The sequence below is a fragment of the Paenibacillus sp. MT124 genome (assembly GCF_058792755.1).
Map to the genome: position 1 here is coordinate 342,501 of NZ_CM179500.1, position 26,969 is coordinate 369,469.

Genomic DNA, 26,969 nt, shown 5'->3' on the forward strand with positions numbered 1-26,969 from the left:
GCCTCTAGCCAGATGAAGGTGCCCGTACCGCAAACCGACACAGGTAGGCGAGAAGAGAATTCTAAGGCGCGCGGAAGAACTCTCGTTAAGGAACTCGGCAAAATGACCCCGTAACTTCGGGAGAAGGGGTGCCCCGGTAGTGTGAATAGCACGAGGGGGCCGCAGTGAAAAGGCCCAAGCGACTGTTTAGCAAAAACACAGGTCTGTGCGAAGCCGTAAGGCGAAGTATACGGGCTGACGCCTGCCCGGTGCTGGAAGGTTAAGGGGAGCGGTTAGGGAGTAATCCCGAAGCTGTGAACCGAAGCCCCAGTAAACGGCGGCCGTAACTATAACGGTCCTAAGGTAGCGAAATTCCTTGTCAGGTAAATTCTGACCCGCACGAATGGCGTAACGACTTGGGCGCTGTCTCAACGAGAGATCCGGTGAAATTTTAATACCTGTGAAGATGCAGGTTACCCGCGACAAGACGGAAAGACCCCATGGAGCTTTACTGCAGCTTGATATTGAATTTGGGTACGATCTGTACAGGATAGGTGGGAGCCTTTGAAGCATGAGCGCCAGCTTGTGTGGAGGCACCGTTGGGATACCACCCTGATCGTATCTAGGTTCTAACCTGGTGCCCTTAGCGGGTACGGGGACAGTGTCAGGTGGGCAGTTTGACTGGGGCGGTCGCCTCCTAAAGAGTAACGGAGGCGCCCAAAGGTTCCCTCAGAATGGTTGGAAATCATTCGAAGAGTGCAAAGGCATAAGGGAGCTTGACTGCGAGACCTACAAGTCGAGCAGGGACGAAAGTCGGGCTTAGTGATCCGGTGGTACCGCATGGAAGGGCCATCGCTCAACGGATAAAAGCTACCCTGGGGATAACAGGCTTATCTCCCCCAAGAGTCCACATCGACGGGGAGGTTTGGCACCTCGATGTCGGCTCATCGCATCCTGGGGCTGAAGTAGGTCCCAAGGGTTGGGCTGTTCGCCCATTAAAGCGGTACGCGAGCTGGGTTCAGAACGTCGTGAGACAGTTCGGTCCCTATCTGTCGTGGGCGTAGGAAATTTGAGAGGAGCTGTCCTTAGTACGAGAGGACCGGGATGGACGTACCGCTGGTGTACCAGTTGTTCCGCCAGGAGCACCGCTGGGTAGCTATGTACGGACGGGATAAGCGCTGAAAGCATCTAAGCGTGAAGCCCCCCTCAAGATGAGATTTCCCAGTATGTAAGACCCCTTGAAGACGACGAGGTAGATAGGCTGGGGGTGGAAGTGCAGTAATGCATGGAGCTGACCAGTACTAATCGGTCGAGGGCTTATCCAAATTGCAGGTTCTGATCGCAAGTTTCGTTTCGGATCTAGTTTTCAGAGAATGATCTCTGAGTATAGCAGCATCGTTTGGTGGCGATGGCGGAGGGGTTCCACACGTACCCATCCCGAACACGACCGTTAAGCCCTCTAGCGCCGATGGTACTTGGACCGAAGGGTCCTGGGAGAGTAGGACGCTGCCAAGCGATTCCCTTTGGGGTATTTTTTTTGCCCCCCTCGTAGAGAAAAAGGGATTTATATACGGGCCCTTAGCTCAGTTGGTTAGAGCGCACCTCTGATAAGGGTGAGGTCGGTGGTTCGAGTCCACCAGGGCCCACCATATTGATTCACCAGATAAACATGGGGCCATAGCTCAGCTGGGAGAGCGCCTGCCTTGCAAGCAGGAGGTCAGCGGTTCGATCCCGCTTGGCTCCACCATTCCCTGATAGCTCAGTTGGTAGAGCACTCGACTGTTAATCGAGTTGTCACAGGTTCGAGTCCTGTTCGGGGAGCCATATGGAGAGGTGTCCGAGTTGGCCGAAGGAGCACGATTGGAAATCGTGTAGGCGCCACAAGCGTCTCGAGGGTTCGAATCCCTCTCTCTCCGCCAGAAGATTTTTTAGTGAGGCCCGTTGGTCAAGGGGTTAAGACACCTCCCTTTCACGGAGGTAACAGGGGTTCGAATCCCCTACGGGTCATAGCTTTACCTTTTAAAGCATCAAGGGGATGAGAATCCCAAAGGTTCGTCGGAGGATAACCATCGTTAGCAGCTGCTACGCAGTCTCAAGCGAAGTGAGAGTATCCCCTACGGGTCATAGATATGGAGGCTTAGCTCAGCTGGGAGAGCATCTGCCTTACAAGCAGAGGGTCGGGGGTTCGAGCCCCTCAGCCTCCACCATATAACTTTTATAACGACGCGGGGTGGAGCAGCCCGGTAGCTCGTCGGGCTCATAACCCGAAGGCCGCAGGTTCAAATCCTGCCCCCGCAATTATACTTTCCTAACAGAAAGTGATCTGGAACCGTGGTGTAGTTGGCCTAACATGCCTGCCTGTCACGCAGGAGATCGCGGGTTCGAATCCCGTCGGTTCCGCCATTTTAATACATTCCACACTTTACACCGTGCCGGTGTAGCTCAACTGGTAGAGCAACTGACTTGTAATCAGTAGGTTGGGGGTTCAAGTCCTCTCGCCGGCACCATTTATTACTTTCACATCTTAATCTATAGTAGAATGTATATTATAGACAAGGATGGGAATACTGAGATACTCTCAGGTTGAATTATGGCGATCGTGGCGAAGTGGTTAACGCACCGGTTTGTGGATCCGGCATTCGGGGGTTCAATTCCCCTCGATCGCCCCATGATTTTATTGGGGATTAGCCAAGCGGTAAGGCAACGGACTTTGACTCCGTCATGCATAGGTTCAAATCCTATATCCCCAGCCATTTTATTAAGAGTCATTAGCTCAGTTGGTAGAGCACCTGACTTTTAATCAGGGTGTCGAAGGTTCGAGCCCTTCATGACTCACCATTATATTTTGCGGTCGTGGCGGAATTGGCAGACGCGCACGGTTCAGGTCCGTGTGGGCTAACCCCCCGTGGAGGTTCGAGTCCTCTCGACCGCACCATATATTCTGCGGACGTGGCTCAGCGGTAGAGCATCGCCTTGCCAAGGCGAGGGTCGCGGGTTCGATTCCCGTCGTCCGCTCCAATCATATATGCGCCCTTAGCTCAGCTGGATAGAGCGTTTGACTACGAATCAAAAGGCCGGGAGTTCGAATCTCTCAGGGCGCGCCATTATTTCCATTAATATCGGGATGTAGCTCAGCTTGGTAGAGCACCTGGTTTGGGACCAGGGGGTCGCATGTTCAAATCGTGTCATCCCGATTTTTATGATTATGCGGGTGTAGTTCAATGGTAGAACTTTAGCCTTCCAAGCTAATAGCGTGGGTTCGATTCCCATCACCCGCTTACAGGAAGCCTCTTGCCTTGTGCAGGAGGTTTTTTTATTTATTAATAATCTCATGTGTACTTCATCATATATGAATTCTGACTTTAGTAACTTGCTCTTGCCGAATGATTTTGTTTAAATAGGCAGATAGAGGTATACCCTGGGTAAAAATGGTTAGGAACTAAAGAGGAGGAATCTTGTGAAAAGAGCTCTTGTTATTGGAGGACATGGAACGTTAGGAAAGGCGATTGTTGCCAAGTTGAATGAGCTGTCTGTAGAAGTGGTTACAGCAGGTAGAAGCTCAGGTGATTATCAGGTCGATATGACTTCAACGGACAGCATTAAGGCTCTTTTTGAAACTGTGCAAAACGTTGATTACGTCATTGTCGCAGCTGGGCAGACACATTATGCCAAACTGGAGGAGCTGACCCCTGAGAACAACATGATCAGTATACAGAGCAAATTGCTGGGTCAGGTCAACATCGTGTTGATTGGACAACACTATGTCAATGACAATGGGAGTTTCACACTGGTTAGTGGCATTATCAAGGATCATCCTATTGCACAAGGTGCTTCAAGTGCTATGGCCAACGGGGCAATCGATGCGTTTGCCAAAGCGGCAGCCTACGAAATGCCAAGAGGTATTCGTTTGAATTCGGTCAGCCCTAATTTGTTTGAAGAGTCGGCTGAGAAATATAGAGACTTTTTCATTGGTTTTAACCCGGTACCTGTGGAACGAGTGGCTAATACGTTTATTCAAAGTGCGCTGGGCATCGAAACGGCACAAACCTTTAAAGTATATTAAATATTCAGTGTAGGCTGATCAAATAATCGTTGAATCGTCAGAAAGTTACTGCGGGCAGCATGTAGTTGATCTCCATAAAACTAAGCTTGCTAAAATAGGATGATATAACTTAGGATACGCCCAAAGTAAAAATCACAAAGGACATTAACAGGATAAACCTGCTAATGTCCTTTTGGTTATATCTATGCTTTGTCATTTCAGACGATTAGTATCTTTCCAAAATCGTTTGAGTCTTTAAGCCATCGGCAGGTATAAGCCAGTTGTTGCTTTCCAACACTTGCAGCAGCTCGGTACGCAGGCCGGATACGGCTGCAGCATCTTCGGTTTTGAAAGAAACCTCTACAAGATTCTCGAAACCTGTACCATCTGCGTTACGAATAGGCCATACTTCAAACGACAGCTCTTGTCCATTCCATGTTCCTTCATAGCGTTGGAACGTTACAGGGCCATGAGCACGGGATTGTGAGAGCGTTTGTTTACCCCAGTTGGAAGAAGACCAGTTTTTCAGTTTGCCTGGCAGCTTGTCCAGCAGCATATCGAGCGCATCCTTCTCGGAAGGGAGCTGCACGCCTGTAGCTTTCGTATCCACCTTTTTGGTATTGGAGAAGCTCAGCGTTTGTTTGCCATAACCCCAATCGATCTCAGCCTCATAGTTATCATCTGATGCATCAAATCCCTCTTGGTTAGCCAAGGTCAGTGCAGCGTTAATGTCACCGTTAATTACGGGATAGCGCTTTTTGTAGGTCAATTCATAGTTGTTTTTGTCATCCTTCTTCCGGAAACGGACATCCCATCCCGCTTGGTTCAGATTCAGCGCATTGGTGTCAAAGTACTCAGCGCTGATGTTTCTCGGTGTAGAATCCAGGGACAACGACTGAATAACTTCACTGCGAGGTGTTCCATCCGAGTTCAATACCAGTTCCGGTTTAGCCAGAAACTTCACTTCGTAGGCAGGTACGGCATTGGCCGCCGCTGATGTCTGAGGTGCCTGGAACGCCAGACTACTCCCTAATGTGACGATACTCAGCATCAATGAGGTTGTTACCTTTTTCCACGTTTTCAAAACCAATCACTCCCTAGGCTGGATTAATGTACAGACCCACTTTAGCGCCTGAGTATATGAAAGTGATTAACGTTGGACAAGCATTGCGTTAACCCTGCATAGATTTGATGAATGGCGAATGAGAGTTTTTATGGGATCAAGCCAAGAAATGAAGGGGGGCCCGCGACTCCTTCCTGAAGAACTTCCTTGAACCGATTCATTTGAACCGAAGGGTGTCGATCCTTATTATGTACCGTGTATATATGCCTAGGAGCTTGTTCCCCGGGAATGGGTAGGACTTGAATCAAGCCATGCTGCTCCTCCCATTGTACGGCCATGCGCGACATGAATGAAATATGACCTCCGAGCAGAACCAACTGCTTGATTGCCTCGAGTGAGTCCATCTCTACCGTACTTCGGAGCCGCACGGCATGCTGTTCCAGCCAATGATTGGTCAAACGGCGAGTGCTTGATTCGTTCCCATGCAGGGCGAAGGGAATCTGAGAAATGTGGTCAGGCTCCAGCACTTCTCTACTAGCCAGAGCATGCTGAGGAGCACAAATTAAAACCAGATCATCTGCGCATAGCGGATCGGCTTGAAGGATTGGACCGACAAACGGTTCAGAAGAGATGACTCCCAGATCGATCTGGTGCCGCATTAACATCTCGCGAATGACAGGCGATGGTTTGACCGATAACACAATACGAATACCGGGAAACTCCTGTGAGAATGTATTTAACATCGGAGGCAGCAGATAGGTTGCAGGTACATAACTCGCCCCAATGTGAAGCGTGCCCCGGTAGAGACTGTCGTATTCTTTGACTACCCGGCGGGCCTCTTGGGTCAGGGCATTGATCTTAACGGAATAATGAAGCAGGGCCTGTCCAGCCTCCGTTAGGAACGTCTTTCCGCTGCGCGATTCGAATAATCGCACTCCCATCTCTTCCTCCAGTGATTTCATATGAAACGTAACCGTGGGCTGCTTGATTCCCAGAATCTCTGCGACACTGGTCATGTGATGATGCTTGTCAATCAGCTCTACAATTTGCAGTTTAATGAGGTTCAACGAACTCACACTCCTCTCCCTTATACAGGGTCTCCATAATGGAAGATGATTTAATGCTTGTTTTCATAAAGACGGAGAGTACAGGACCAATCTGAAAAAGCGAAGCTAAAAGTTTTCTGAAACAAAGCTACTTCGGAAGCATACGCTTCGCCTTGATCCCCTGATGTCTCCCTTTGAAAAGGGTCAAGGAAATTCGGGGATAAAACGAACAGCGATCGGAAGATGGTGCTGTTATCGAAATAACCAAATGAAAAATGGATTTGAATCACCTTATATAGATTTAATCTATGAACATCAATAGAATTCATCTAAAAAGTTAATTTCATTTTTACATTCCTAACATACAACTCGCGAGAGCGGGAGTTAGACTGAGTACAGTACAAGAAGACAGGCAGGGATGCTTATGAAAATGGAGATTTCAGGAGTTCAAAAATCATTCAATCGCACGCCTGCACTATTGCCCACGGATCTAACGCTTCAGCATGGTCAGTTTACAACGCTGCTTGGTCCATCAGGCTGCGGCAAAACCACTTTGCTGCGGATGCTTGCCGGACTGGAACAGCCGGATGCGGGAGAGATTGTGGCGGGTGATCAGTGCATCTTCTCAGCTGCCAAGCGGATTGATGTACCCACCCATAAGCGTAATCTGGGCATGGTGTTTCAGGATTTTGCATTATGGCCGCATATGACGGTATATGAAAATGTGGCATTTGGCTTGAGGGCCGGAAAGCAGAAAACAAATTTACGGCAGAAGGTAACCGAAGCACTTGGCATGGTTCGCCTGCAAGGCATGGAAGATCGTTATCCTCATCAGCTGTCAGGTGGACAGCAGCAGCGGGTTGCTTTTGCCAGAGCGGTAGCCGTAAGACCTGGTGTAATTCTGTTCGATGAACCGCTTAGTGCACTCGATGCAGTACTGCGGGAAGAAATGCGGATTGAGATGATGTCCCTCGTTCGGGATATGGGGCTAACCGCACTATATGTCACTCACGATCAGGTTGAGGCGATGTCGATGTCGGATGAGATTGTGGTCATGGAGAAGGGGCGGATATTGCAAAAAGGTAGTCCCGAGACGATCTACTCATCGCCAAGCGATCCGTTTGTTGCTTCATTTATCGGCAAATCCAACTGGTTGACACCGAATCAGTCCATGGTACGGCCGGAGCATGTGACCTGGAACAGGACAAGTCATGACGATCTGCGTTATCAGGCCACGGTACTGAGTGTCAGCTATGTAGGGGAGCGTTATGAAATCCGGGTTCAAATGGAAGGGCTAGGCATATGGACGACTTACCTGGATCGAAGGGTCCGCGTAGGTGAGCATGTACAGCTGTATATCTCGCCGGAGCGTATCTGCCGTATGAACGGGCAGGATAGCATGGATGCAAAGCGGGAAGTTATAGCTGCAGCGAACTAGATGCTTGAATGAGGAAATGAGAAGAAGTTTAAGTTTACTCGAAAAAACATATAACCAAGGGAGATGGAATGTGATGTTGGGAATGAAAACACGGAAAAAAAGTGCATTGCTGCTGTTAACAGCGGTGATGAGCATTAGCTTATTCGGATGCAGTACGAACTCAACCGCTGGAAACGCAGGACAATCTGCGGGAGAAGGAAGCGCTGCAGCAGCACAACCAACCGAAACAGCAGGCGGCAAACTGGTACTCTATAGTGCAGGGCCGCAAAAGCTGGCAGATAATATTGTGAGCGGGTTTACAGCCAAAACAGGGATTGAAGTAGAGATGTTTCAGGGAACAACCGGTAAAATCCTCGCCCGTATGGAGGCAGAGAAATCCAATCCTGTAGCCGATGTAGTGATACTTGCCTCTTTGCCTTCAGCACAGGCGCTCAAAGCTGACGGTTTGACACTCCCTTACCCTGAAGCAGCCAATGCCGACAAGCTGAACAAGGACTGGTCAGATGCAGAAGGTAACTATTTCAGTTCAAGTGCTTCAGCACTTGGAATTGTGTACAACACCAAGCTGGTGTCTACGCCACCGACAAGCTGGGCTGAACTCGCTACACCAGCATGGAAAGATGCTGTAAATATCCCCGATCCAACATTGTCTGGCTCTGCACTGGACTTCATTACAGGGTACCTGAGTGTGAACGGTGACCAAGGGTGGGATCTGCTGGACAGCTACAAAGCGAACGGTGTGGCCATGGCGGGTGCGAACCAGGAAGCTCTTGATCCGGTAATTACGGGAGCCAAAAGCATCGTAGCGGCAGGTGTTGATTACATGGCCTATTCCTCCAAGGATAAAGGCGAACCACTGGATATCGTATATCCAGCAGAAGGGACTGTAATCAGCCCACGACCGGCTGCCATCCTGAAATCAAGCCCGAATGTAGAAAACGCCAAGGCGTTTATCGACTATCTGTTGTCCGATGAAGCGCAGAAGCTGGTTGCCGATGCGTACCTGATTCCGGGCCGTGAAGATATTGAAGCGACCAACCGGGCCAATCTGAAAGATATCCCGCAGCTGAAAGTGGACTGGAACTGGATGAGTGAACACGGTGATGAAACAGCGGCTCGTTTCTCCGAGATTTTCAAATAAGACGGCTGAAACAAACTGAAGAACATTCGGCAACACGTGTAACGAGTGTTTGGGTGGAAGCCATGTGAGGTGAAATCAGTGAAACCTGTTGTACTGGACAACAACCGTATTTTTCGGAGAGTGGGCGTGATTCTGGCCCTCTTTCTGCTGACTATAAGTATTGGCGTACCCTTGCTGCTGATTTTCTGGCAGAGCGTGTATCCGGATGGACAATGGGACTGGATGGCTCCGATCCGGACGATTACTGGTCATCATTTGTCGGGTGTGCTGCTCAATTCTGTCTGGCTCGGCATCTGTGTTGTTGCCGTCACCACCTTGCTGGCTCTGCCACTGGCCTGGATGATGGCCAAGACCCGGATGGGACAGCACCGCTGGGTGGATGTGATCCTGATGATTCCGTTCATGACACCTCCGTATATCGGCTCCATGGGCTGGATATTGTTTATGCAAAAAGGAGGATACCTGCAGCAGTGGGTGCCATCAGCTGAGAAATGGAGCGAGCTCTTCTTCAGTTTCTGGGGCATGGTGCTGATTATGAGCCTGCATCTATTCCCCTTTCTATACTTGCTGCTGCGGGATGCACTGATTCGCATCGGCGGCAATCTCGAAGAAGCAGGATCGGTGCACGGAGCACCAGCAGGCTATCGGTTCAGACGCATTATATTACCTTTGCTGTTATCTTCCTACGGAATGGGGATCATGCTGGTTTTCGTTAAAACGATTGCGGAATTCGGAACCCCGGCCACTTTCGGCCGCCGTATCGGCTACTATGTCATGACCTCGGAGATCCATAAATATATCTCCAGTTGGCCAATTGACTTCGGCAAGGCTACTTCACTGGCATCGGTCTTGTTATCTGTATGTCTCGTAATGTGGTACATGCAGTCCGCCATGAGTCGTAAATTCACGTACCGTCTAGTGGGAGGCAAAGGACAGCGGTCCAAACGGTATTCCCTTCGCGGGGGAGCTGGCTGGCTATGCGGTCTGTATCTTGCGGTACTTCTCATTCTCTCCGTGGGGATTCCGTACTTCTCCATTATTGCGGCGTCGACGATGAAGCTGCGCGGGGCTGGATTGTCTCTGGACAATGTAACACTGGATCACTATCGGGATCTGCTCTCCTGGGGCTCGGTTAGCATGAAAGCCATCGGAAATAGCCTGGGATTATCCCTCGCCGCTTCCACCGTTGCGGTTGTGATTGGTACAGGTTTTGCGCTGGCGATTGGCAAGTCATCCTCATTCATGCAGCGTGTCATTGATCTGTTCAGCCTGCTTCCCAACACCGTACCGGGCATTGTCATGGTTGTGGGTTTGATCCTGTTCTGGAATTCACCTTGGATGCCTGTCACCCTGTATAACACGTACGGGATGGTGGTTCTGACGTATGTCGTACTTTTCCTGCCTTATACGGTGCAGTACGTGAAATCGAGCTTTACCCAGATCGATGGTACTTTGTTTCAGGCAGGGCAGGTGTTTGGCGGAAAGCCGCTGTATATCCTTCGGCGCATACTTGTGCCACTCATCATTCCCGGCATGCTGGCCGGTTGGATGATGACATTCACCATTGCTACACGCGAGCTCGTAGGCTCATTGTTGATTCTCCCGCCTTCCATGCAGACATCGGCAACGTATATCTTTGCACAGTTTGAACAAGGCCAGGTGTCGCTCGGAATGGCCATGGCGGTTGTAACGGTCGGCATGACCGTACTGATGCTGCTCGGCATTGAACTACTGAATTCAAAGAGAAAGTGGAATGCATCATGATCAAACTGAACGTATGGGGTGGGGCAGGGGAGCATGGCCGCTCTGCCTATCTCTTGAGCGGAGACAGGACTCACATTTTAATGGATTGTGGCGTGAAAAAAGAAGGAGCGGGAGCGTACCCGCTTATCCAGCCTGAACTTGTATCAACGCTGGATGCTGTTCTGCTGTCCCACGCACATGAGGATCATTCCGTTGCTATTCCCTTATTATACAAGATGGGCTACCAGGGTGAAGTATGGACGACACGTGAGACGAGGGAGCAGCTGAACACCTATTTCCGGGCGTGGCGCAGCAATCTGGAGCGTGCAGGACATGATCTTCCGTATGAGGAAACAGACGTGGAGTCCATACGTTACAGGTATCTGGAGGATCAGGCGAAGCCGGGGATCTGGTTCGAAATGATTCCGGGTCTGCACGTGTTATGGGGACGCAGTGGGCACCTTGCAGGATCGGTATGGTTTGCCCTTGAGATGGAGGGTAAACGGATCTTCTATTCTGGAGACTATACGTCCGAGTCCATGCTTTTGCAGGAAGATTGTGCGGCAGAGGCGCTGAGATTGGCAAGCCTGTTCCGGGGCAGGGAGCATAAAAGCAGCCGTATAAATCATTTGCGATTGTCTCAGGGCATGGCTGTTAGTGATGGCATACCATTTGCTGGAGAACCGCTAGTGGAACTAGCGATAGCAACTGAGAATTCTGGAGTTTCCGAGATATCCTTGGCTCCTTCGTTAACAAAGAGCGGCTTGAATCAGCCGATGGATCTGGCGATTGTGGATGCTGCCTATGGAACGGACCGGGATACGCAGGCAGACAAGCTGGAACAATTGGACCTTGCCATACGCCAGACCATTGCTCGGGGTGGTAAGGTGCTGCTACCAATGCCTTCGGTAGGCCGTGGTCAAGAGATCATACTGTGGGCACATCAGCAGTTCCCTGGCGTTCCGATGATCGTTGAACAGGGGCTAGTAGATGGCATGAAGCAGCTGCTGCGTGTCCCATACTGGCTGAGAGAACAGGGAACACATCTCAAGGGTCCGATAACGGGCACCATTGAACGATTTTTAAAGGGCCAATCCTGGCATCTGCCCAAAAGTCAGGAGGATCGGAAGCGACTGCTGAATCAATATGGTGCTTCCCTGTGGTTTATTCCCGATGGCATGATGCAATCTTCGCTTGCCCGTTGGTACTATAGCCAGCTGGCGGAGAGTGGTGAGAACCTGATCCTGCTCACCGGGCATGCGGCTGTCGGCACTTTTGCACAGCAGCTAGCACAGAATCCGGCGGAGCATGGGATCTGTGAGGTGCAGAAGATTCGTTATAAAGTGCATCAAGGCTGGCTGGATGTCGAGAGAATGCTGCAGCGGCTGCCTGCTCGGCATACCTTGCTTGTGCATGCAGATAAGGCAGAGACGGACAGATTGAGAGAGGGCTTGCTCAAAAATAGCCCATCACCGGAAGCAGAGGTACATTCATTGTCTCCCGGGGATGAGCTCTATGTCTAAACATGAAATTAGAATGAGAACAATGCATTATAATGCCATAAAGCATCAGTTGAGAGCGTCCTTGGGGACGTTCTTTGCATTCTATTATTTAAGGACTAGGGTTCACGTTGAATGGGGTGCTCAAGCTCTGAATGACCCATCAGACTATCCAGTGCTTCACCATCTACAAGCACTTCCAATTGATTTATTTCATCAAACTGAAACATCGTTGTGGTTAAAGCTTCCAAGGCCAGCAATTCTCCACTGCTGCCAAGCTTGGCTTCATCGGGGATATGCACATCCAAAGTCAACGTATCCTCGGCAGATTGGACGGAGAGCAGTTCAACCTTTTCCCATAGAGAGACCAGTTCAGTATCTTCATTGTTTTGTAAGGCTTCAAATGTTTTTTTGTATTTTTCGTCGTTCTCTACAAACTCCAGCTCAACTTCTCTTTTTTTCAGTTCCAGCACCTGTGTATCCGCGAAGTATACTTCAACTGTCTGCTTCTCTTCCTTGTTCGGCTCAACCTGGGTCCCACCATTGTTGGAAGGCTGTACGCTTCCGGAATGGTTGGGTTCATTCGTTCCGGATTCACTCACTGGCTTCTGGGCACACCCTGCGGCCATGATAAGAATGAACAAGAATAGTAGTCCGTATCCCATCTTTCGTTTCAACAAATCACATCCTCCGTTTGGTATAACGTTATATTTTATATCCCTAGATATTCCTTGATTCCATCAACTATTGCTTGTGCAGCTTTTGTCTGAACTTCTTCGGATGACATGGCCTTCTCTTCAGCAGCATTGCTCAGGAAACCAATTTCCAGGAGCACAGCAGGCATGGTGGTTTCCCGTATCACCTGCAAGTTGCCATTCTTGACACGCCTATCCTTGAATCCCAGAGCCTTCACCAAGCGTTCATGAATGATATTGGCCAGGTCCTTGCTGCTGCTGCGCTGATAATAAAAGGTTTCTGTACCTGATGCCTGAGGTGAGGATGTTGCACTGTTGCCGTGTATAGAGACAAAGACATCCGCATTTAACTCATTCGCCAGTTGAACGCGCTCGGAACGTGTGGGATAGATATCGCTGTCACGTGTCATGACCAGCTCAATATCCGGCTCATTGAGCAGAAGAGCTTGTACTTTTAGACCCAATGCCAGAACGTAATCCTTCTCCGGTTTATTGGTGATACTTATGGTCCCTGGGTCACTGCCTCCGTGACCTGGATCAATCACGACGATTTTGCGTCCTGTATCGATGACGGGAGTCACTGGCACGGGCATTACGCTGTCTCCCGAAACGTTGAGATCGATAAGCAGCTTGTCAGCAATCACGTTTTGATCGAACTGCACGTCCTTTACATTGTTTAATTCAACCACAATCCGAACTTGACCGGGATCTCGTTTAAATAGGGAATATCTCACTTCCGATACATTGGGATATCCGGCTACATCTAGCTTTCCATTAAGCCCCTTATCAAGTGGCTGTGCCAGGTCACCAAAGACCGTTCCAGGCAAATCCACAACCAGTCGATCCGGGTTCTTCAAGGTGGATATGACAGGCTGCACTTGTTCCCCATCCATGGACACGACAAGCTGATTATCGGCAAAAACAATATCTGTTACATGGGTTAACGACGTGGTGTCGCTACCTGAATCATCTCCAGATGCTTCGGTGGGCTCATTATTGCTGCCAGTTAAGTATACGATCTTCTCCTGGTTGTTCCACTTTACGCTAAGCCCCATCTGTTCACTGACAAAACGAATGGGTACCACCAGCGTTTTGTTTAAAATTTGTGGAGCTGTATTCAGGGTAACCTGTTTGTCAGCAACCATGGCTTGCTTCTGATCAACGGTGAGAGATATCACTTTTTCATTTTGCTGTATCTTCACCTGACGGGCTTGTTGATTCCAGTCGACATCAAACTTCAAATTTTCCGCAACGACTCGGATCGGGATCATGACATTTTTATTGACGATGGTCACCTGAACGTCATTCGGAAGAGACAATTGCTCTCCATTCAAGAAGATTTTAGACGTGTTTGCAGCGGCATTTCCCTGAGTAGGAAACAGAAAAAGGAAGAACAGGCTCAGAAACATAAGTACAATGATTTTCTTCATGAATACACCTCAACATTTTTAGAGCTTGTAACTCACCGACATGGAAATTCAGAGTTCCCATCGGTAAAAAACAATTCATCTCCCATAATTTTACTACAATATATAAACAACAAAATTGTAAAAATGTTTTTTTATTTATTTATTTATTTTTTATTGCTCAATCTAAATATGATAGGTGATTTCATCTCCCAACCATCAACATGGATATATAAACGAAAGAGACGGCCCTAAGGAGGGCCGTCTCTTGTACTCTATATAGACTAATTATTGCAATTTTAATGCTTTGGCTGTGCGCGTTTCTACTTCATCCATCAGAGAGGTCATATCCATACCCGCATGATTACCAAGCAGAATAATCGTTACGTCGTCTGATAGATTACGAGAGAAGGCTGTGGCAAAACCGCCTCCGCTGCCATTGTGGAAGACGGTGCGATTATCGCCGTTCTCCTTGAGAATCCAAGCGTAGCCGTAATTTTTGTCCGAATAGGGCTTGTACATCTGTTCAATCGTCTCCTGACTGAGGATCTGATCGGTGTACAGTGCACGGTCCCATTTGAGCAAATCGTCTACCGTCGAATAGATCGTCCCTGATCCCGATTGTGACACGTAATAAGGAGCAGGCACCCACTTGTTATTTTCTGCGACGAAACCACTATTAGTTTTGACCTTGCGTGATGCCTCACCCGAGTTTTTCATGCCGAGCGGCTTCAGAATCGTTTGTTGAACATAGTCGGCATAACTCATGCCGGATACCTTTTCTATCACATAGGCTAGCAGCACATAGCCGCTATTGCTGTAGAGATAGGCAGTGCCCGGTTCGAACTTCAGCGTTTTGTGCCTGATCTCCTCTACCGTTTCTGCCAGTGAGGTTCCCTCACCCCGGCCAAATGCAGACGGAAGCCCGGAAGTTTGAGATAACAGCATATGCAGAGTTATCTCATCACCCTTTGGAATACCAGAGATGTATTTGGAGATGGGATCCTCTACACTCAGCTTGCCATCTTCCGCGAGGCTGAGAATGGAAGCTGCCGTGAAGGATTTGCTCAGTGAAGCAATTCTTGTCTTCTGGTCCGGGCGGTTCAGCGTTTTTTCATCGGCCAGTCCATATCCTTGGCGAAGCAATACTTCACCATTGCGGGCTATTAGGGCCATGCCAGGGAATTGGACTTCACGTAAATAAGCATCCACGCTGGTCACTTCCTTGTCCAGCAAACTGACTTTGTCTGTTTGGATGTTCACGCTCATCTGACCCGATGAGGTGCGGCCGACTTTAATATCGGCTTTCAGGGCATTCGCTATAGGACGGACAGGTACCATAAGCGTACCGTTAACTGTACGGGATTTCACGCCTGCATCGAGGCGAACATGGTTGACCTTGATCGAGTCGCTGCCGGCCTGGTAAACCAAAGTATCTCTTCCAACGGTGATGGTAGCCGTTTTGGTACGGTTATCCCATTTCAAGGAACCTTTCACCGACTGGACGACATCCCTAAGGGGTACGTATGTTGATCCGTTATAGATCTGAGGTGTATTATTCCAGGATTGTGGTTCGCCATTCACTTCAATAAGAACTGCTTGCTTGTTCTGTGCAGCCGATATGGATGTGCTGAATTGTCCCAGCATCGGCCCTGCAACCAGAATAAACGCGAGCAGAATACGAAATAGGGATAAATAGACCTTGGAAACCGATTGAGGCTCGTGAGGCGATCTGCGTGTGATTTGAATCCTCTCCTTCCAGACTTTTCATGAATAACCAGCTTAAAATATTGTAAACGATCTCGCGAAGAGGGTCAAAATGGATGGAGAACAAGAGATATAGAAGTGCCTAACAAAAATAATAGAATTTCGATGATATTTAGTATTCATACATAATGTTTTCATGATGTTCGTCCGATAAAAAGAAAGGTGAAGATGATGATGGGGGATAGTTAATATGAAGAAAAGGTTTCAACAATGGTTTGCGCCAACCGTAAAAAAACGTCTGGTCGCGGCGCTGCTTCTATTTTTGATTGTGCCAAGCATCACCGTTGGTTGGTTATCTTACGATAAAGCCGCAGAACGGGTCAGGGAGGAACTCCTGCATTCTGCACAGGCCAAAACAGAGATGCTCAGTTTACAGATTGATCAGATGCTCAACATGGAGAAGGATAACGCCGCACAGCTTGCTGCGGGTTTTACTTCCGAGGATGTTATTAATAAATCGCCTGCACTACAAAAACAAATGGACCATATGTCTGAAAATCATAAAGAACTTGGCGTTCTGACGATCGGTGCCGAGGATGGAAGCTGGATGAAATCTCCTGATCCTGGACAACAAATCTATGATCCGCGGGAACGAAGCTGGTATACGATGGGTATGGCGGCGGATGAACCTATTATTTCGGACACATTCCAGTCGGCAACCACAGGAGAGTGGGTTGTGACCGCTTCTGCCAAGCTGGCTGACGGTAAAGGTGTATTTGGAGCCAATGTAAGCCTTAACCATCTGAAAGAAAACGTGGATCAGATCCATATTGGTGAAAAAGGAAAGCTGTACATGCTGGACAATGGTGGGAAGTTCCTGTTCCATTACAATATCGAATCGGGTGTGCAGTCAGACCAAGACTATATTAACAAAATGTACACCAGCGACACAGGGACCGTGAAGTATACGTATGAAGGGCAAGAAGTGGAAGCCGTATACTTTACCAACCCGGCAACGGGATGGAAAATCGTTGGTGAGATGCTGCCATCCGAAGCGGATGAAGCAGTTAGACCGATTATGATTCGAACCTATACGCTTGTGGGAAGCTCACTCGTCATCGGAATGATCCTGCTTATATTCATCATTAGAGGAATTGTTCGTCCACTGCAGCAGCTCACTCAGGCCGCATCCAAGGTCAGCGCCGGGGATCTTACGGTTCGTGTTGGACTGAAGCGGCGGGATGAATTTGGACAGCTTGGAGACAGCTTCGACTCCATGACTTCATCGCTGCGCAATGTTCTTGGAGAGGTGCATGATACGTCGAGCCAGCTCGCAGCATCTTCCGAGGAATTGATGGCCAGTTCGGAACAGACGTCCAAAGCCACAGAACAGGTCGCCGAGCTGATGCAGAATGCAGCAGAAGGAACGACCAAACAAAATGACAGTCTTGCAGCAACGGGTCAGCTTGTCGGAGAGATGTCCATTGGGGTCAAAGAAATCTCTTCCAGCGCTGAAGAGACAGCCCGCATTGCAGGGGAAGCTTCGAATAAGTCCGAAGCCGGAATGGTAACCGTAGAAGAGGCAGTCGCTCATATTCAGCAGGTCAACGAAGAGAGTGAGGCCATGGCGGCAGTCATTGAGGATCTCCGGGCGAAAAATGAAGAAATTATTCAGATCGTTACCGAAATTACATCCATTGCGAAACAGACCAATATTCTCGCGTTGAATGCGAGCATTGAGGCTGCCAGAGCTGGAGAGCAAGGACGCGGCTTTGCTGTAGTAGCAAATGAGGTCAAGGCTCTGGCTCACAATTCAGGCAGCTCGGCTGAGCGGATTAATGAGTTGATGCGTGAAATGCAGGAGAAAACATACGCGGTGCAGTCCACCTTTGCACGTACAGGTGAAGGTATGGTGAAAGGTTCTGAGCTGATTACCGAAGCGGGCGATGCGTTCCGTACCATTCGAGATGCGGTGCAGCTCGTTGCTGCTCAAGCCGGAGAAGTGTCTGCCGCATCCCGTCAGATTGATGGAGGAATGAATCACGTCACCAAAGCGGTCAATGACACCATTGTCTTGTCTGATCAGATCGCATCCGGTACGGAAGATGGCTCTGCTGCAGCGCAGGAGCAGCTTGCCACGATGGAAGAAGTGGCAGCTTCCTCTGCCGCATTGTCTCGAATGGCTGAAGATCTGCAGAGCATGATTGAACGTTTCAAGCTATAACCGATTAAATTGAATAAAGCGGTGCCTCTGAGTTAGAAAGGGGATAAACCGTAGAGTACCAGCGTCAGCATGACGATGACAACGAGACTGCAGGGTCAATTCCCTGTAGTCTTTTTTTATTGGAATAAGTATGCCCTGGTAACCTCACTGGAGAGCTTAACTCATTGAGAAGAGAGCAGACAGAAGATGGTCATTGACTTTAAATAAACAAAATTATAATATATCTATAAATAAACAAACTTATATCGAATTATTGAGTGGTATTAATTGTCGATTGGGATATCTAAATAAAAGCATAAAAAGGAGTTTGTCCAATGAAATCATCGGAACCATTATTGCAGACGGCCACGCTCGAAGAGATCAAGCGGGGATATCTCGCGGAAGGGCCAACCTTTACATGTATCTGCTGTGGCTATAAAACGGAAGCGGGAATTGTCTATCCCGAGGAAGGTGTTCTCTATGAGGCAGAGAGATATATGCGTGTTCATATCGAGAAGGCCCATGGATCTGTTTTTGAATATTTGCTGGAGCTGGACAAAAGTGTAACAGGCCTATCCGACGTGCAGCGGGGGTTACTTGGGCAGTTTTATGAAGGGAAGAAGGATACCGAAGTGCAGAAGGCACTGGGGATCGGTAGTGCGTCCACCATTCGGAATCACCGGTTTGTGTTGAAGGAGAAAGAACGGCAGGCCAAAATCTTTTTGGCATTAATGGAACTGCTAAAAAGCAAAGATGACTATGCTCCTGCCGAGCTCGTACTGCCTGTCACAAGACATGTGCATACGATCATCTATAAACAGTTTGATATTTCGGAACAGGACCGCGAAAAAGTGCTGACCAAGTATTTTTCAGAAGGGACAGATGGTCCACTGTCAAGTTTTCACATGCAGCAGAAGCATAAATATATCGTTCTCACTGAAATTGCCAAACGGTTCGAGCCAAAACGCCATTATACCGAGAAACAGGTTAACGAGGTCTTAAAACAAATCTATGAGGACTACGTGGAACTGAGGAGATATCTGATCGACTACGGTTTCCTGAATCGTGAAGAGGACGGCAGTCAGTACTGGCTGAACCTTCCGGCAGAGCATGAAGAGAAGACTAGGAAGCAAACCGAAACGGGACGTGTGAAAGGAGAAAATGAAGAGATGAATCGGCGCAAAGAGCTTCAGGAGCAGGCCAAGGAAGTCAAGACAGAGGCGGGCATATACCAGATTCGCAATGAGCGTAACGGCAGAGTTTTTGTGGACAGCACGTTGAATCTGAAGACGATCAATGGACAGAAATTCATGCTGCAAATGGGCAGCCATCTGAACAAGCAGCTGCAGGCGGAATGGAATGAATACGGTGATGATGCGTTTACGATTGAAGTGCTGGAAGTATTGAAAAAAGAGGATAACCCCTATTTTGACACCAAGGATGCACTCGCCAAATGTTTGAGTCGTTGGATGGATCAGCTTGAGCCATACGGCGAACAAGGATATCACGGGGACAAAAAAGGTAGTAGTGAGTAATTCCGCAACACATTCAACTTCTGGCTTACCGAGTCCATGACCTTAACAGGTTATGGGCTTTTTGCATGAGAGATTTATTGCATCTGTTCTGTAAAGGAGAAATCTGTCTCTCCCTCATTAATTCAACTTGTGGTATATTTCTAGATTATTATAAAGGAAACGTATTTACATCTCTGAAGGGATGAGAAGGAGTTGCAGCAGAATTGGATAAATCAATGCCCATGGTCACAAAATCGGAAGACATCTTAGAGACTCGGGATCATGCCACGTTTATGCAGGGGGTAAAGGATTGCATTCCAACCCTGCTTGGCTATCTGAGTATTGGGTTTGCAGCAGGCGTCATTGAAATGACAGCAGGACTCAGTATGGCAGAAATCGCCCTGCTGAGTCTGATCTTATATGCAGGCTCGGCCCAGTTTATTGCCGCAGGCATGCTCGCATCAAACGGATCGGCAGCAGCAATCATATTCACGATCTTCTTTGTCAATCTGCGACATCTATTGCTCAGTGCAGCCGTATCGCCGTATTTCAGGCACCTGACCCCACTCAAAAACATGTGGATTGGCTCCCTGCTCACGGATGAATCGTTCGGAGTGGCGATGACTCGCGCAATTGGCCGCAAAACATTAAGTGAACGGTGGATGCATGGATTAAATATTACAGCTTATCTGAATTGGTTCGCAGCCAACATGGCAGGAGCCTATTTCGGGCGCTGGATTACGAATCCGGAGCAGTTTGGACTGGATTTTGCCCTGCCGGCCATGTTTATCGGTCTAATCGTGCTTCAGTTAATCCATCGGAAAAACAGAAAGCTGCACATCAATGTAGCCATTATCGCCGTGGTGTGTGTGGTACTCGCAAGTATGGCCTCTTTGGGCAGCATGAGCATTATAGTGGCTGCAGTTGTTGCAGCAACGATGGGAGTTGTCATGGAACGATGGAAGTAAGATGGGATGTATTTTGGATTATTATCGGGTCCGCCTTGTTGACCTTTATTCCCCGGGTGCTGCCCCTAATGCTGTTTAGCAAAATACAGATTCCGGTATGGCTGCTTCGCTGGCTGGAATATGTGCCTGTGGCCGTGATGGCATCACTAATTGGCCAGGAACTGTTGATGTCTGGCAACCAGCTGGTACCGCTCACCCAAAATGCTGCACTGTGGGCCGCCCTGCCTACCTTTGTGGTAGCGATCTGGACGCGAAGCCTTCTCGGTACGGTTCTTGTGGGCATTGTAGCCATGATGATTTTGCGTTATGTGCTCGGGTAGAGGACGCAAGAGGTACAGGTAATTCCTTCAGACTAACGGTTAATAATGTTCTATAGACCTATATAGTAGAACTGAGGTATCCGTAAAGAATGAAGGGAGCGAAGGTCAATGGGTAATACGAGGAAAAAAGTACTGATCACAGGTGCTGCTGGCGTAATCGGTCGCAGTCTGCTGGACGGTCTGAGGGAAATGGACAAGTATGATATTGTTGCGGCTGATCTTCAGGAGGATTCTGGAGCAGGTATTGTCCCCATGGATGTTACGGATGCGGAAAGGCTGCAAGAGCTGATGCGAGGAGTGCATACCGTGCTGCACATTGCCTGGGCCAAGGATGGAGAGGACTTCTTGGGCAAAGTTCTCCCGATCAACGTAACGGGTGCTTACCATGTATATGAAGCAGCACGAATGAATGGTGTTCAGCGTGTCATTTTTGCAAGTTCTAACCATGCAACCGGCTTTTACCGTACAGGTGAAGAGATTGAGGTCGACGACCCCTATCGCCCTGACAGCTTCTATGGCCTCAGCAAATGTTATATTGAACTGCTTGGCCGTTATTATGTCGACAAGTATGACCTGTCTTCGTTCAATATTCGGATCGGCAACTTCTCCGGGGATGATTATCCGCATTCCGAGCGCTCTGCTCATATCTGGATATCCCCGAGGGATATGGTGCAGCTCGCTGTGTGCTGTATCGAAGCTGATTCCGGGATGAAGTATCTTAATCTATACGGAACCTCCGCGAATAGCGACAATTATTATGATATTGGTTATTTGGCTGAAAAAATTGGATACCGTCCGGAAGACGATGCTGCCGAGCTGTGGGAAGAAGCGAAGCGCAGAGGTGCGCCGGATAAGCAGGATGAGACTAAGTATCAGGGCGGAGGATATGTGGCAAAAGACCAGAAGGGCGTTTAGTTGAACTTTTGAAAACGCTATTTTCTATTGAACCGGAAAGGGATAAAATGGAGACTGTAGAATCAAGGTTTCCATTTTGCATAAGAGGAAGGAACGGTTCAAATCATGAGTACAAGTCCATCCGTAATATTGTTTCAGGGAGACTCCATTACAGACGGAGGAAGATCGCGGAACGATGATCCGAATCACTTTCTGGGACATGGCTACGCTTATTTGATCTCAAGCAGATTGGGTGCGGAGCTGGCAGAGAAGCAGCCCACCTTCTACAACAGGGGGGTTAGTGGGGATCGCGCATCCGATCTGTATGCACGCTGGAATGAAGATACCTTTAGTTTGAAGCCGGAGCTGATCAGCATTCTGATCGGTGTGAATGACGCCTGGCGTATAATGAATAATGAACGGAGCGGGGTGACGGATCGTCTTGGACGGGCATATCGTCATCTGCTTGAAGAAACGCGGGAAGTGCTCCCGAATACAGGGCTCGTGTTGATGGAACCCTTCATTCTGAAAACCGGCGCTACGGTGGACAAATGGGATGCATGGCAGGAGAAAATAGGCCAATATCAACGCCTTGTCCGGGAGCTCGCGGATGAGTTCGATGCTGTGTTCGTTCCATTGCAGGATGTGCTCAATCAAGCAACTGAAAAGGCAGAGGCATCCTATTGGTTGTGGGATGGTGTGCATCCAACGGCGGCAGGTCATGAACTGATTGCACGTCAATGGTTATCTGTCGTACAGGACAGCAAACTTAAAATCCAATAGGAAAAAAGAGCAGAGGGTCCTGTGCAATCCTCTGCTCTTTTTTTACATAGACGAACACCCGAAAATAAATTATATAAAAGTTACATATTTAGAAATCACTTGTTTTATTTCCAGAGAGGAGGGTAATTAAGAAGCGTAGCACACTATACTCAATACCCGATAAGGAGTGAATTCAAAATGGCACAGAATAACCAAAACGGAAAAATGAGCCGTGAAGAAGCAGGACGTAAGGGTGGAGAAGCAACCTCCAAGAATCATGATCATGAGTTTTATCAAGAGATCGGCAGCAAGGGCGGAGAGGCAACCTCGAAGAACCATGACAAGGATTTCTATCAGGAGATCGGCAGCAAAGGCGGGGAAGCAACATCAAAATCCCACGACCGTGAGTTCTATCAAGAGATTGGACGTGAGGGTGGACAAGCCCGGGGCAATAGTGATGGAAACGACGATCAGGATGGCAAAATGAGTCGTGAAGAAGCAGGGCGCAAGGGCGGACAAGCCCGGTCGCGTAATCGGAAAAATTAATCATTGATATAGAAGCAAGCATGAATGTATAAATGTAGTCCAAGCAAACAAGGCCAGATCTCACCTGTGGAAAAGGGTGAGTCTGGCCTTGTTTGCTACAGCTGTGCTAGAACATTCAGGCAATATGTGGTTCAATCGCTTGACGATAGCTAAGCAGGGATTCATCAATGATGGTACGCAGAAACACGGGATCCATATCCGATAACAGGGATTCTGCATAACGCCAGGCATTTTCTTCAATGCGCAGCCGAATCTCCGCCTGCTCAAGAGCTGTAAGAGGACCATCAAGGCGGTTTGATAGTTCCACTAATTCTGCATCCTCGGCATGACCCAGTTCATGGGCCAAAATAACATAAATATAGGCTTCTAATGGAGCCAGCGATCCGAACAACATCCGGCATTGCTCCATAATTTCTTTTTGATATAGATACACGGTGTGAGTTCCCATGTGATATTTGCCGCCAACGAGGCGGTTATCCGGAAAATGAGTCTCCACCTGGACAAGTGCATGGCTATCCGAGCGATGCAGCAGTTCAATTACAGCCTGATTAAATAATTCAGTCTTCAGTATCGTTCACCTGTCCTCATAATGGAATTACGTACATATACAATGAGTACCGACAACTTTATTACGAGAAAAACGTCTGAAAAGTTTCAGTTATTTTCATATTATACGTTATTTTACATACATTTAGCGGAATTCCCTTCTTTTTCACTGCATGATGGGCTAAAATGAAATCGGTTACAATTGTGGGGAGGAATTCTGATGACAGTTCACCCTGGATTACGTTGGACGGCAGATCACATCGCTGAGGCTATGAAACATGGAATATCCGATGGTTTGGAGCTTATCCATCACTGGAAAGACAGGCTTACGGACACGTGGGATGACCCCATTTACGCCGGCTTTTGGTCGGATTTAGAAGGTTATGAACAGAAGGCACTCAAGGAGAACCTGCCTGAACTATCTTTTTCCCTATTTCGTCAATTCAGGGATACGGGTGAGCGTCAAGCGTATGAGCAGGCCTATTTTGAAAGGCGCGGAAGGCTTGTATCGCTAGGGTTGCTGATGGCAGTATCGCCGTCTTCCTCTCGTTTGCAACTGGTGGAGGATCTGATCTGGAGTGTTTGTACCGAACAAACCTGGTGTCTGTCTGCCCATATACCAGAAGGGGAAGAAGCTGGCGCAAGAACACATATTGATCTATTCGCTGCAGAGACCGCACAGATGCTGGCAGAGCTAGTCGTGATGCTGGATGACATGCTGGATGAACGTGTGATCCGGATGGTCAAGGCGGAGATAGAAGACAGGATATTTACTCCATTGTACCGAGAGCAGCGGACTTATGGTTGGGAAGAGGCAAATCACAACTGGTCAGCCGTTTGCAGTGGAGGATGCGGAATTGCTGCTCTCCTTTTATTGAAGGATGAGCGTCTTAGAACCATGGCTGTGCAGCACACCATTCGATCCATGAATGCCTTTTTGAGTGGTTACGGGACGGATGGGGGATGTGCTGAAGGTGTGGGCTACTGGGTGTACGGGTTCGGATTCTATACGTATTACGCAGAGATGCTGAGATTGTTCAGTGCAGGTGAACTGGATATGTTGTCAGAACCCAAGACGGGAGCAATTGCTGCTTTCCCGGGAAATATTCATTTATCGGGCGGGGTGTATATTAACTATTCGGACAGTCGTGAGCGGGAGACGATTCCGTCCGGTTTACTGTCCCTTTTATCCGATCGGCAGCAGATTCCAATCAACTCAGGGCTCCACATCCCGCTCCTCTCCCAGGATCCCTGCCACAGGTGGGCTCATGCTCTCCGCAATGTACTCTGGACTAATCCCGCTAAGTTCGAGAGAGAGACTGAATCGGGCGAGCCCGGGATTCCAATTTACTTGAAGGATTTGTCGTGGGTGATAGCACGAGGGACGCTGACAACGGGTGAACAGCAGGAAGTGAAGGTGGCCTTTTCGGTAAAAGGGGGTCATAACGCAGAGCCTCATAATCATAATGATCTGGGACACTTCATCCTTCATGGCGGCGGTGAAAACATTCTCTGTGATCCAGGCTCAGGCGAGTATACTCAAGCCTACTTCGCACCTGGTAGGGAAAGCATCCTACAAATTGGCTCTCAGGGGCATAGCGTTCCTGTCATTGAAGGGACCCATCAGCAATCCGGAAGACAAGCCGAAGCTAAAATGCAACATATTAAACACCTGCAATCACAGGGGATAGAGGCTGAATTGGATCTGACGTCAGCTTATTCGGAGGCTCCTACACTGGCAAGATATATCCGGCGGTTACGATGGCACGGTTCAGCTGGAAATTCCGAAGCAGAGCTTCTCCTTGAAGACCACTACCAATGGAGTCCACCTTCTTCCGGTATTCAGATAGGGGAGCGCCTGATTGGAGAACCGCGAGTCGCCCAGCATTTTATCAGTCGAATCGAACCTGTCTTGCAAGAAACAGGAGTACGATGGGAAGGTAGCAAGGCTGTGGTAATCATGGAGTACGATGCTGAATGCTGGAATGCACAGATCGAAGTGATCGAGACCATGGATCATGATCACCTGCCACAGAAGTTTTACCGCACCGCATTAATCATACGGCAAACCGCAGATGAAAGCGGAGATTCTCGGGATCATTCTGTACAGGAGACAAGGTGCAGATTGAAATTCACCATTTATCCGAGGTAATTCAATTCGAAGAATCAGAATTGAGGACAACCCGGATTGAACTGTTGCAAGGAAACCACTGAAGACAAGCGTGCTGATATAGTCCATCCAAGTTGCTTATGTATATGAGTAAATAAATTAGGATACGAAAAGAGGAGGCAAAGCTCGTGAGTACATCGACATCGGTAACATGGGTTGAAGAAGCATGGCGGCAGGGCGCGGACAAAACCATTCGCAACGCACAGCGAATCAAGGATACCTTTCCACACATCTCTCCGCAGGGAACGTATGACCAGAATGATCCGGAATGGTGGACAGCCGGATTCTGGCCAGGATTGTTATGGCTCGTGTATGGTGAGTCCCCGGAAAATGTGGATGCTGCTCCATTGTCCCGTTTTGCAGATAGCTGTGAACGGCAGCTGGAGGGGTGCCTCCGCAATCCGGATTCGGTGGATCACGATCTGGGTTTCATCTGGCTGCTTAGCGGCGTAGCATCCTACCGCCAGACTGGCAGCATGGACAGCCGGCGGCGGGGAATGCTTGCTGCCAATCTATTTGCTGCTCGTTTCAATGTACGTGGTCAGTTCATTCGTGCCTGGAACTTCAACTCGCCTACAATGGACACGCGCGGCGTAGTCATCATCGACAGCATGATGAACCTGCCACTGCTCTACTGGGCATCCGAGCAGAGCGGCGATCCCCGCTTCCGCTTGCTGGCGGAAGCCCACGCGGACACCGTAGCGCGCGAGTTCGTCCGCGCAGACGGGTCCATCTGCCACGTGGTGGAGTTTGACCCACACACGGGGCAGAAGCTGCGAGAGCATGGCGGACAGGGCCATGCTCCAGGTTCCGCTTGGGCGCGGGGCACCGCCTGGGCGCTGCATGGTTTTGCGCTGTCTTACCGGTATACGGGCGAAGCCCGCTATCTGGAGACAGCGGAACGCGCGGCCGATTTCTTCCTCGCCATGCTTGGCGAAGATATCGTGCCGTTCTGGGATTTTCGCGCACCGGCGGAGCATCAGGTGGCGTGGGATTCGTCCGCCGCTGCGATTGCGGCGAGCGGTCTGCTTGAGCTGGCGAAGCTGTCGCCACGCGGAGAAGAGTATGCCGCAGCGGGCGAGCGCGTCGTTCGCGGCCTGCATGAGCGCTACAGCTCAGGCGAGTCAGCTGCGGAAGAGGGGCTGATCATGCAGGGAACCGTGCATTACCCGGAAGGAAGGGGATTGAATGTGCCGATCATCTACGGCGATTATTTCTATATGGAAGCGCTGGCGAAGCTGCGCGGACGTCCGGGTCTATTTTAACCTCAACATGTCGGAGAATTAA

At 49.0% G+C, this 26,969-nt stretch carries 20 protein-coding genes, 17 tRNA genes and 2 rRNA genes (1 of these 39 only partly in view); 33 read left to right on the forward strand and 6 right to left on the reverse strand.

What is annotated here, in order from left to right; translation table 11 throughout:
• The 20 genes from AC3RCI_RS01630 to AC3RCI_RS01725 all read left to right on the forward strand — a co-directional run.
• Positions 1-1,304: ribosomal RNA gene (locus AC3RCI_RS01630) — 23S ribosomal RNA — on the forward strand (it extends 1,623 nt beyond the left edge of the window).
• Positions 1,305-1,377: 73 nt separating this feature from the next.
• Positions 1,378-1,494: ribosomal RNA gene (gene rrf / locus AC3RCI_RS01635) — 5S ribosomal RNA — on the forward strand.
• Between the two features lie 57 nt (positions 1,495-1,551).
• Positions 1,552-1,628 (forward strand) — tRNA-Ile (locus tag AC3RCI_RS01640).
• A gap of 22 nt (positions 1,629-1,650) precedes the next feature.
• Positions 1,651-1,726, forward strand: a tRNA-Ala gene (locus AC3RCI_RS01645).
• Between the two features lies 1 nt (position 1,727).
• Positions 1,728-1,803: transfer RNA gene (locus AC3RCI_RS01650), tRNA-Asn, on the forward strand.
• A 3-nt stretch (positions 1,804-1,806) separates the two neighbouring features.
• A tRNA-Ser gene (locus tag AC3RCI_RS01655) sits at positions 1,807-1,898 on the forward strand.
• Positions 1,899-1,914: 16 nt separating this feature from the next.
• Positions 1,915-1,986 (forward strand) — tRNA-Glu (locus AC3RCI_RS01660).
• Between the two features lie 124 nt (positions 1,987-2,110).
• Positions 2,111-2,186, forward strand: a tRNA-Val gene (locus tag AC3RCI_RS01665).
• A 17-nt stretch (positions 2,187-2,203) separates the two neighbouring features.
• Positions 2,204-2,277 (forward strand) — tRNA-Met (locus AC3RCI_RS01670).
• A 27-nt stretch (positions 2,278-2,304) separates the two neighbouring features.
• Positions 2,305-2,382 (forward strand) — tRNA-Asp (locus AC3RCI_RS01675).
• A gap of 28 nt (positions 2,383-2,410) precedes the next feature.
• A tRNA-Thr gene (locus AC3RCI_RS01680) sits at positions 2,411-2,486 on the forward strand.
• An 86-nt stretch (positions 2,487-2,572) separates the two neighbouring features.
• A tRNA-His gene (locus tag AC3RCI_RS01685) sits at positions 2,573-2,648 on the forward strand.
• 9 nt (positions 2,649-2,657) lie between these two features.
• Positions 2,658-2,732 (forward strand) — tRNA-Gln (locus AC3RCI_RS01690).
• A 9-nt stretch (positions 2,733-2,741) separates the two neighbouring features.
• Positions 2,742-2,817, forward strand: a tRNA-Lys gene (locus AC3RCI_RS01695).
• A 9-nt stretch (positions 2,818-2,826) separates the two neighbouring features.
• Positions 2,827-2,914 (forward strand) — tRNA-Leu (locus tag AC3RCI_RS01700).
• Between the two features lie 8 nt (positions 2,915-2,922).
• A tRNA-Gly gene (locus tag AC3RCI_RS01705) sits at positions 2,923-2,997 on the forward strand.
• 9 nt (positions 2,998-3,006) lie between these two features.
• Positions 3,007-3,083 (forward strand) — tRNA-Arg (locus tag AC3RCI_RS01710).
• Positions 3,084-3,099: 16 nt separating this feature from the next.
• Positions 3,100-3,173, forward strand: a tRNA-Pro gene (locus AC3RCI_RS01715).
• Positions 3,174-3,186: 13 nt separating this feature from the next.
• A tRNA-Gly gene (locus AC3RCI_RS01720) sits at positions 3,187-3,257 on the forward strand.
• A gap of 179 nt (positions 3,258-3,436) precedes the next feature.
• The gene (locus AC3RCI_RS01725) at positions 3,437-4,042 is read left to right on the forward strand and encodes a short chain dehydrogenase (protein WP_492527375.1); all 606 of its coding nucleotides are present in this window, start codon (positions 3,437-3,439) and stop codon (positions 4,040-4,042) included.
• Positions 4,043-4,247: 205 nt separating this feature from the next.
• Here AC3RCI_RS01725 and AC3RCI_RS01730 read toward each other — a convergent pair whose 3' ends face one another.
• Positions 4,248-5,105: a hypothetical protein gene (locus AC3RCI_RS01730; protein ID WP_492527376.1), complete on the reverse strand. Its 858-nt coding sequence runs from the start codon at positions 5,103-5,105 to the stop codon at positions 4,248-4,250.
• Positions 5,106-5,233: 128 nt separating this feature from the next.
• Positions 5,234-6,151: a LysR family transcriptional regulator gene (locus tag AC3RCI_RS01735; protein WP_492527377.1), complete on the reverse strand. Its 918-nt coding sequence runs from the start codon at positions 6,149-6,151 to the stop codon at positions 5,234-5,236.
• A 403-nt stretch (positions 6,152-6,554) separates the two neighbouring features.
• Between AC3RCI_RS01735 and AC3RCI_RS01740 the strand changes: the two genes are divergently transcribed.
• The 4 genes from AC3RCI_RS01740 to AC3RCI_RS01755 all read left to right on the forward strand — a co-directional run bounded on the left by AC3RCI_RS01740 (position 6,555) and on the right by AC3RCI_RS01755 (position 11,975).
• The gene (locus AC3RCI_RS01740) at positions 6,555-7,568 is read left to right on the forward strand and encodes an ABC transporter ATP-binding protein (RefSeq protein ID WP_492527378.1); all 1,014 of its coding nucleotides are present in this window, start codon (positions 6,555-6,557) and stop codon (positions 7,566-7,568) included.
• Positions 7,569-7,641: 73 nt separating this feature from the next.
• Complete coding sequence (locus AC3RCI_RS01745) at positions 7,642-8,709, forward strand: ABC transporter substrate-binding protein (RefSeq protein ID WP_127539062.1); 1,068 nt, start codon at positions 7,642-7,644, stop codon at positions 8,707-8,709.
• A gap of 78 nt (positions 8,710-8,787) precedes the next feature.
• A complete protein-coding gene (locus AC3RCI_RS01750; RefSeq protein WP_095291672.1) occupies positions 8,788-10,473 on the forward strand; it encodes an ABC transporter permease in 1,686 nt (561 codons plus the stop codon).
• Positions 10,470-11,975: an MBL fold metallo-hydrolase gene (locus AC3RCI_RS01755; protein ID WP_492527379.1), complete on the forward strand. Its 1,506-nt coding sequence runs from the start codon at positions 10,470-10,472 to the stop codon at positions 11,973-11,975. Before AC3RCI_RS01750 ends, AC3RCI_RS01755 begins: the two co-directional genes overlap by 4 nt.
• A 95-nt stretch (positions 11,976-12,070) precedes the next feature.
• Here AC3RCI_RS01755 and AC3RCI_RS01760 read toward each other — a convergent pair whose 3' ends face one another.
• The 3 genes from AC3RCI_RS01760 to AC3RCI_RS01770 all read right to left on the reverse strand — a co-directional run bounded on the left by AC3RCI_RS01760 (position 12,071) and on the right by AC3RCI_RS01770 (position 15,699).
• Positions 12,071-12,631 carry a GerMN domain-containing protein gene (locus AC3RCI_RS01760; RefSeq protein WP_492527380.1) on the reverse strand — a complete coding sequence of 187 codons (561 nt, stop codon included), beginning with the start codon at positions 12,629-12,631 and terminating at the stop codon, positions 12,071-12,073.
• Between the two features lie 32 nt (positions 12,632-12,663).
• Entirely contained in the window at positions 12,664-14,076 is a 1,413-nt protein-coding gene (locus tag AC3RCI_RS01765; protein ID WP_492527381.1) for an N-acetylmuramoyl-L-alanine amidase family protein, read from the reverse strand.
• A gap of 264 nt (positions 14,077-14,340) precedes the next feature.
• On the reverse strand, positions 14,341-15,699 hold the full coding sequence (locus AC3RCI_RS01770) for a serine hydrolase domain-containing protein (protein WP_492527382.1): 1,359 nt from the start codon (positions 15,697-15,699) through the stop codon (positions 14,341-14,343).
• A gap of 310 nt (positions 15,700-16,009) precedes the next feature.
• Between AC3RCI_RS01770 and AC3RCI_RS01775 the strand changes: the two genes are divergently transcribed.
• From AC3RCI_RS01775 to AC3RCI_RS01805, 7 genes are all read left to right on the forward strand, one after another.
• Complete coding sequence (locus tag AC3RCI_RS01775) at positions 16,010-17,983, forward strand: methyl-accepting chemotaxis protein (protein WP_492472253.1); 1,974 nt, start codon at positions 16,010-16,012, stop codon at positions 17,981-17,983.
• 314 nt (positions 17,984-18,297) lie between these two features.
• A complete protein-coding gene (locus AC3RCI_RS01780; RefSeq protein WP_492527383.1) occupies positions 18,298-19,497 on the forward strand; it encodes a DUF2087 domain-containing protein in 1,200 nt (399 codons plus the stop codon).
• Between the two features lie 221 nt (positions 19,498-19,718).
• Positions 19,719-20,444, forward strand: a complete 726-nt coding sequence (locus AC3RCI_RS01785; protein ID WP_246058504.1) for an AzlC family ABC transporter permease — start codon at positions 19,719-19,721, stop codon at positions 20,442-20,444.
• Positions 20,435-20,764 carry an AzlD domain-containing protein gene (locus AC3RCI_RS01790; protein ID WP_154896480.1) on the forward strand — a complete coding sequence of 110 codons (330 nt, stop codon included), beginning with the start codon at positions 20,435-20,437 and terminating at the stop codon, positions 20,762-20,764. Before AC3RCI_RS01785 ends, AC3RCI_RS01790 begins: the two co-directional genes overlap by 10 nt.
• A 108-nt stretch (positions 20,765-20,872) precedes the next feature.
• Positions 20,873-21,679 (forward strand): NAD-dependent epimerase/dehydratase family protein, encoded by an 807-nt coding sequence (locus AC3RCI_RS01795; protein WP_336783859.1) that lies wholly within the window; start codon positions 20,873-20,875, stop codon positions 21,677-21,679.
• Positions 21,680-21,784: 105 nt separating this feature from the next.
• Positions 21,785-22,441, forward strand: a complete 657-nt coding sequence (locus AC3RCI_RS01800; RefSeq protein WP_341173663.1) for an SGNH/GDSL hydrolase family protein — start codon at positions 21,785-21,787, stop codon at positions 22,439-22,441.
• Between the two features lie 177 nt (positions 22,442-22,618).
• Complete coding sequence (locus tag AC3RCI_RS01805) at positions 22,619-22,966, forward strand: KGG domain-containing protein (RefSeq protein WP_154896483.1); 348 nt, start codon at positions 22,619-22,621, stop codon at positions 22,964-22,966.
• 115 nt (positions 22,967-23,081) lie between these two features.
• Here the strand turns inward: AC3RCI_RS01805 and AC3RCI_RS01810 are convergent, their stop codons facing one another.
• Complete coding sequence (locus AC3RCI_RS01810; protein WP_336783857.1) at positions 23,082-23,414, reverse strand: hypothetical protein; 333 nt, start codon at positions 23,412-23,414, stop codon at positions 23,082-23,084.
• A 318-nt stretch (positions 23,415-23,732) separates the two neighbouring features.
• Between AC3RCI_RS01810 and AC3RCI_RS01815 the strand changes: the two genes are divergently transcribed.
• The gene (locus tag AC3RCI_RS01815; RefSeq protein WP_336783856.1) at positions 23,733-25,664 is read left to right on the forward strand and encodes a heparinase II/III family protein; all 1,932 of its coding nucleotides are present in this window, start codon (positions 23,733-23,735) and stop codon (positions 25,662-25,664) included.
• A gap of 146 nt (positions 25,665-25,810) precedes the next feature.
• Positions 25,811-26,947, forward strand: a complete 1,137-nt coding sequence (locus AC3RCI_RS01820; protein WP_492527384.1) for a glycoside hydrolase family 88 protein — start codon at positions 25,811-25,813, stop codon at positions 26,945-26,947.
• Positions 26,948-26,969: the final 22 nt, after the last annotated feature.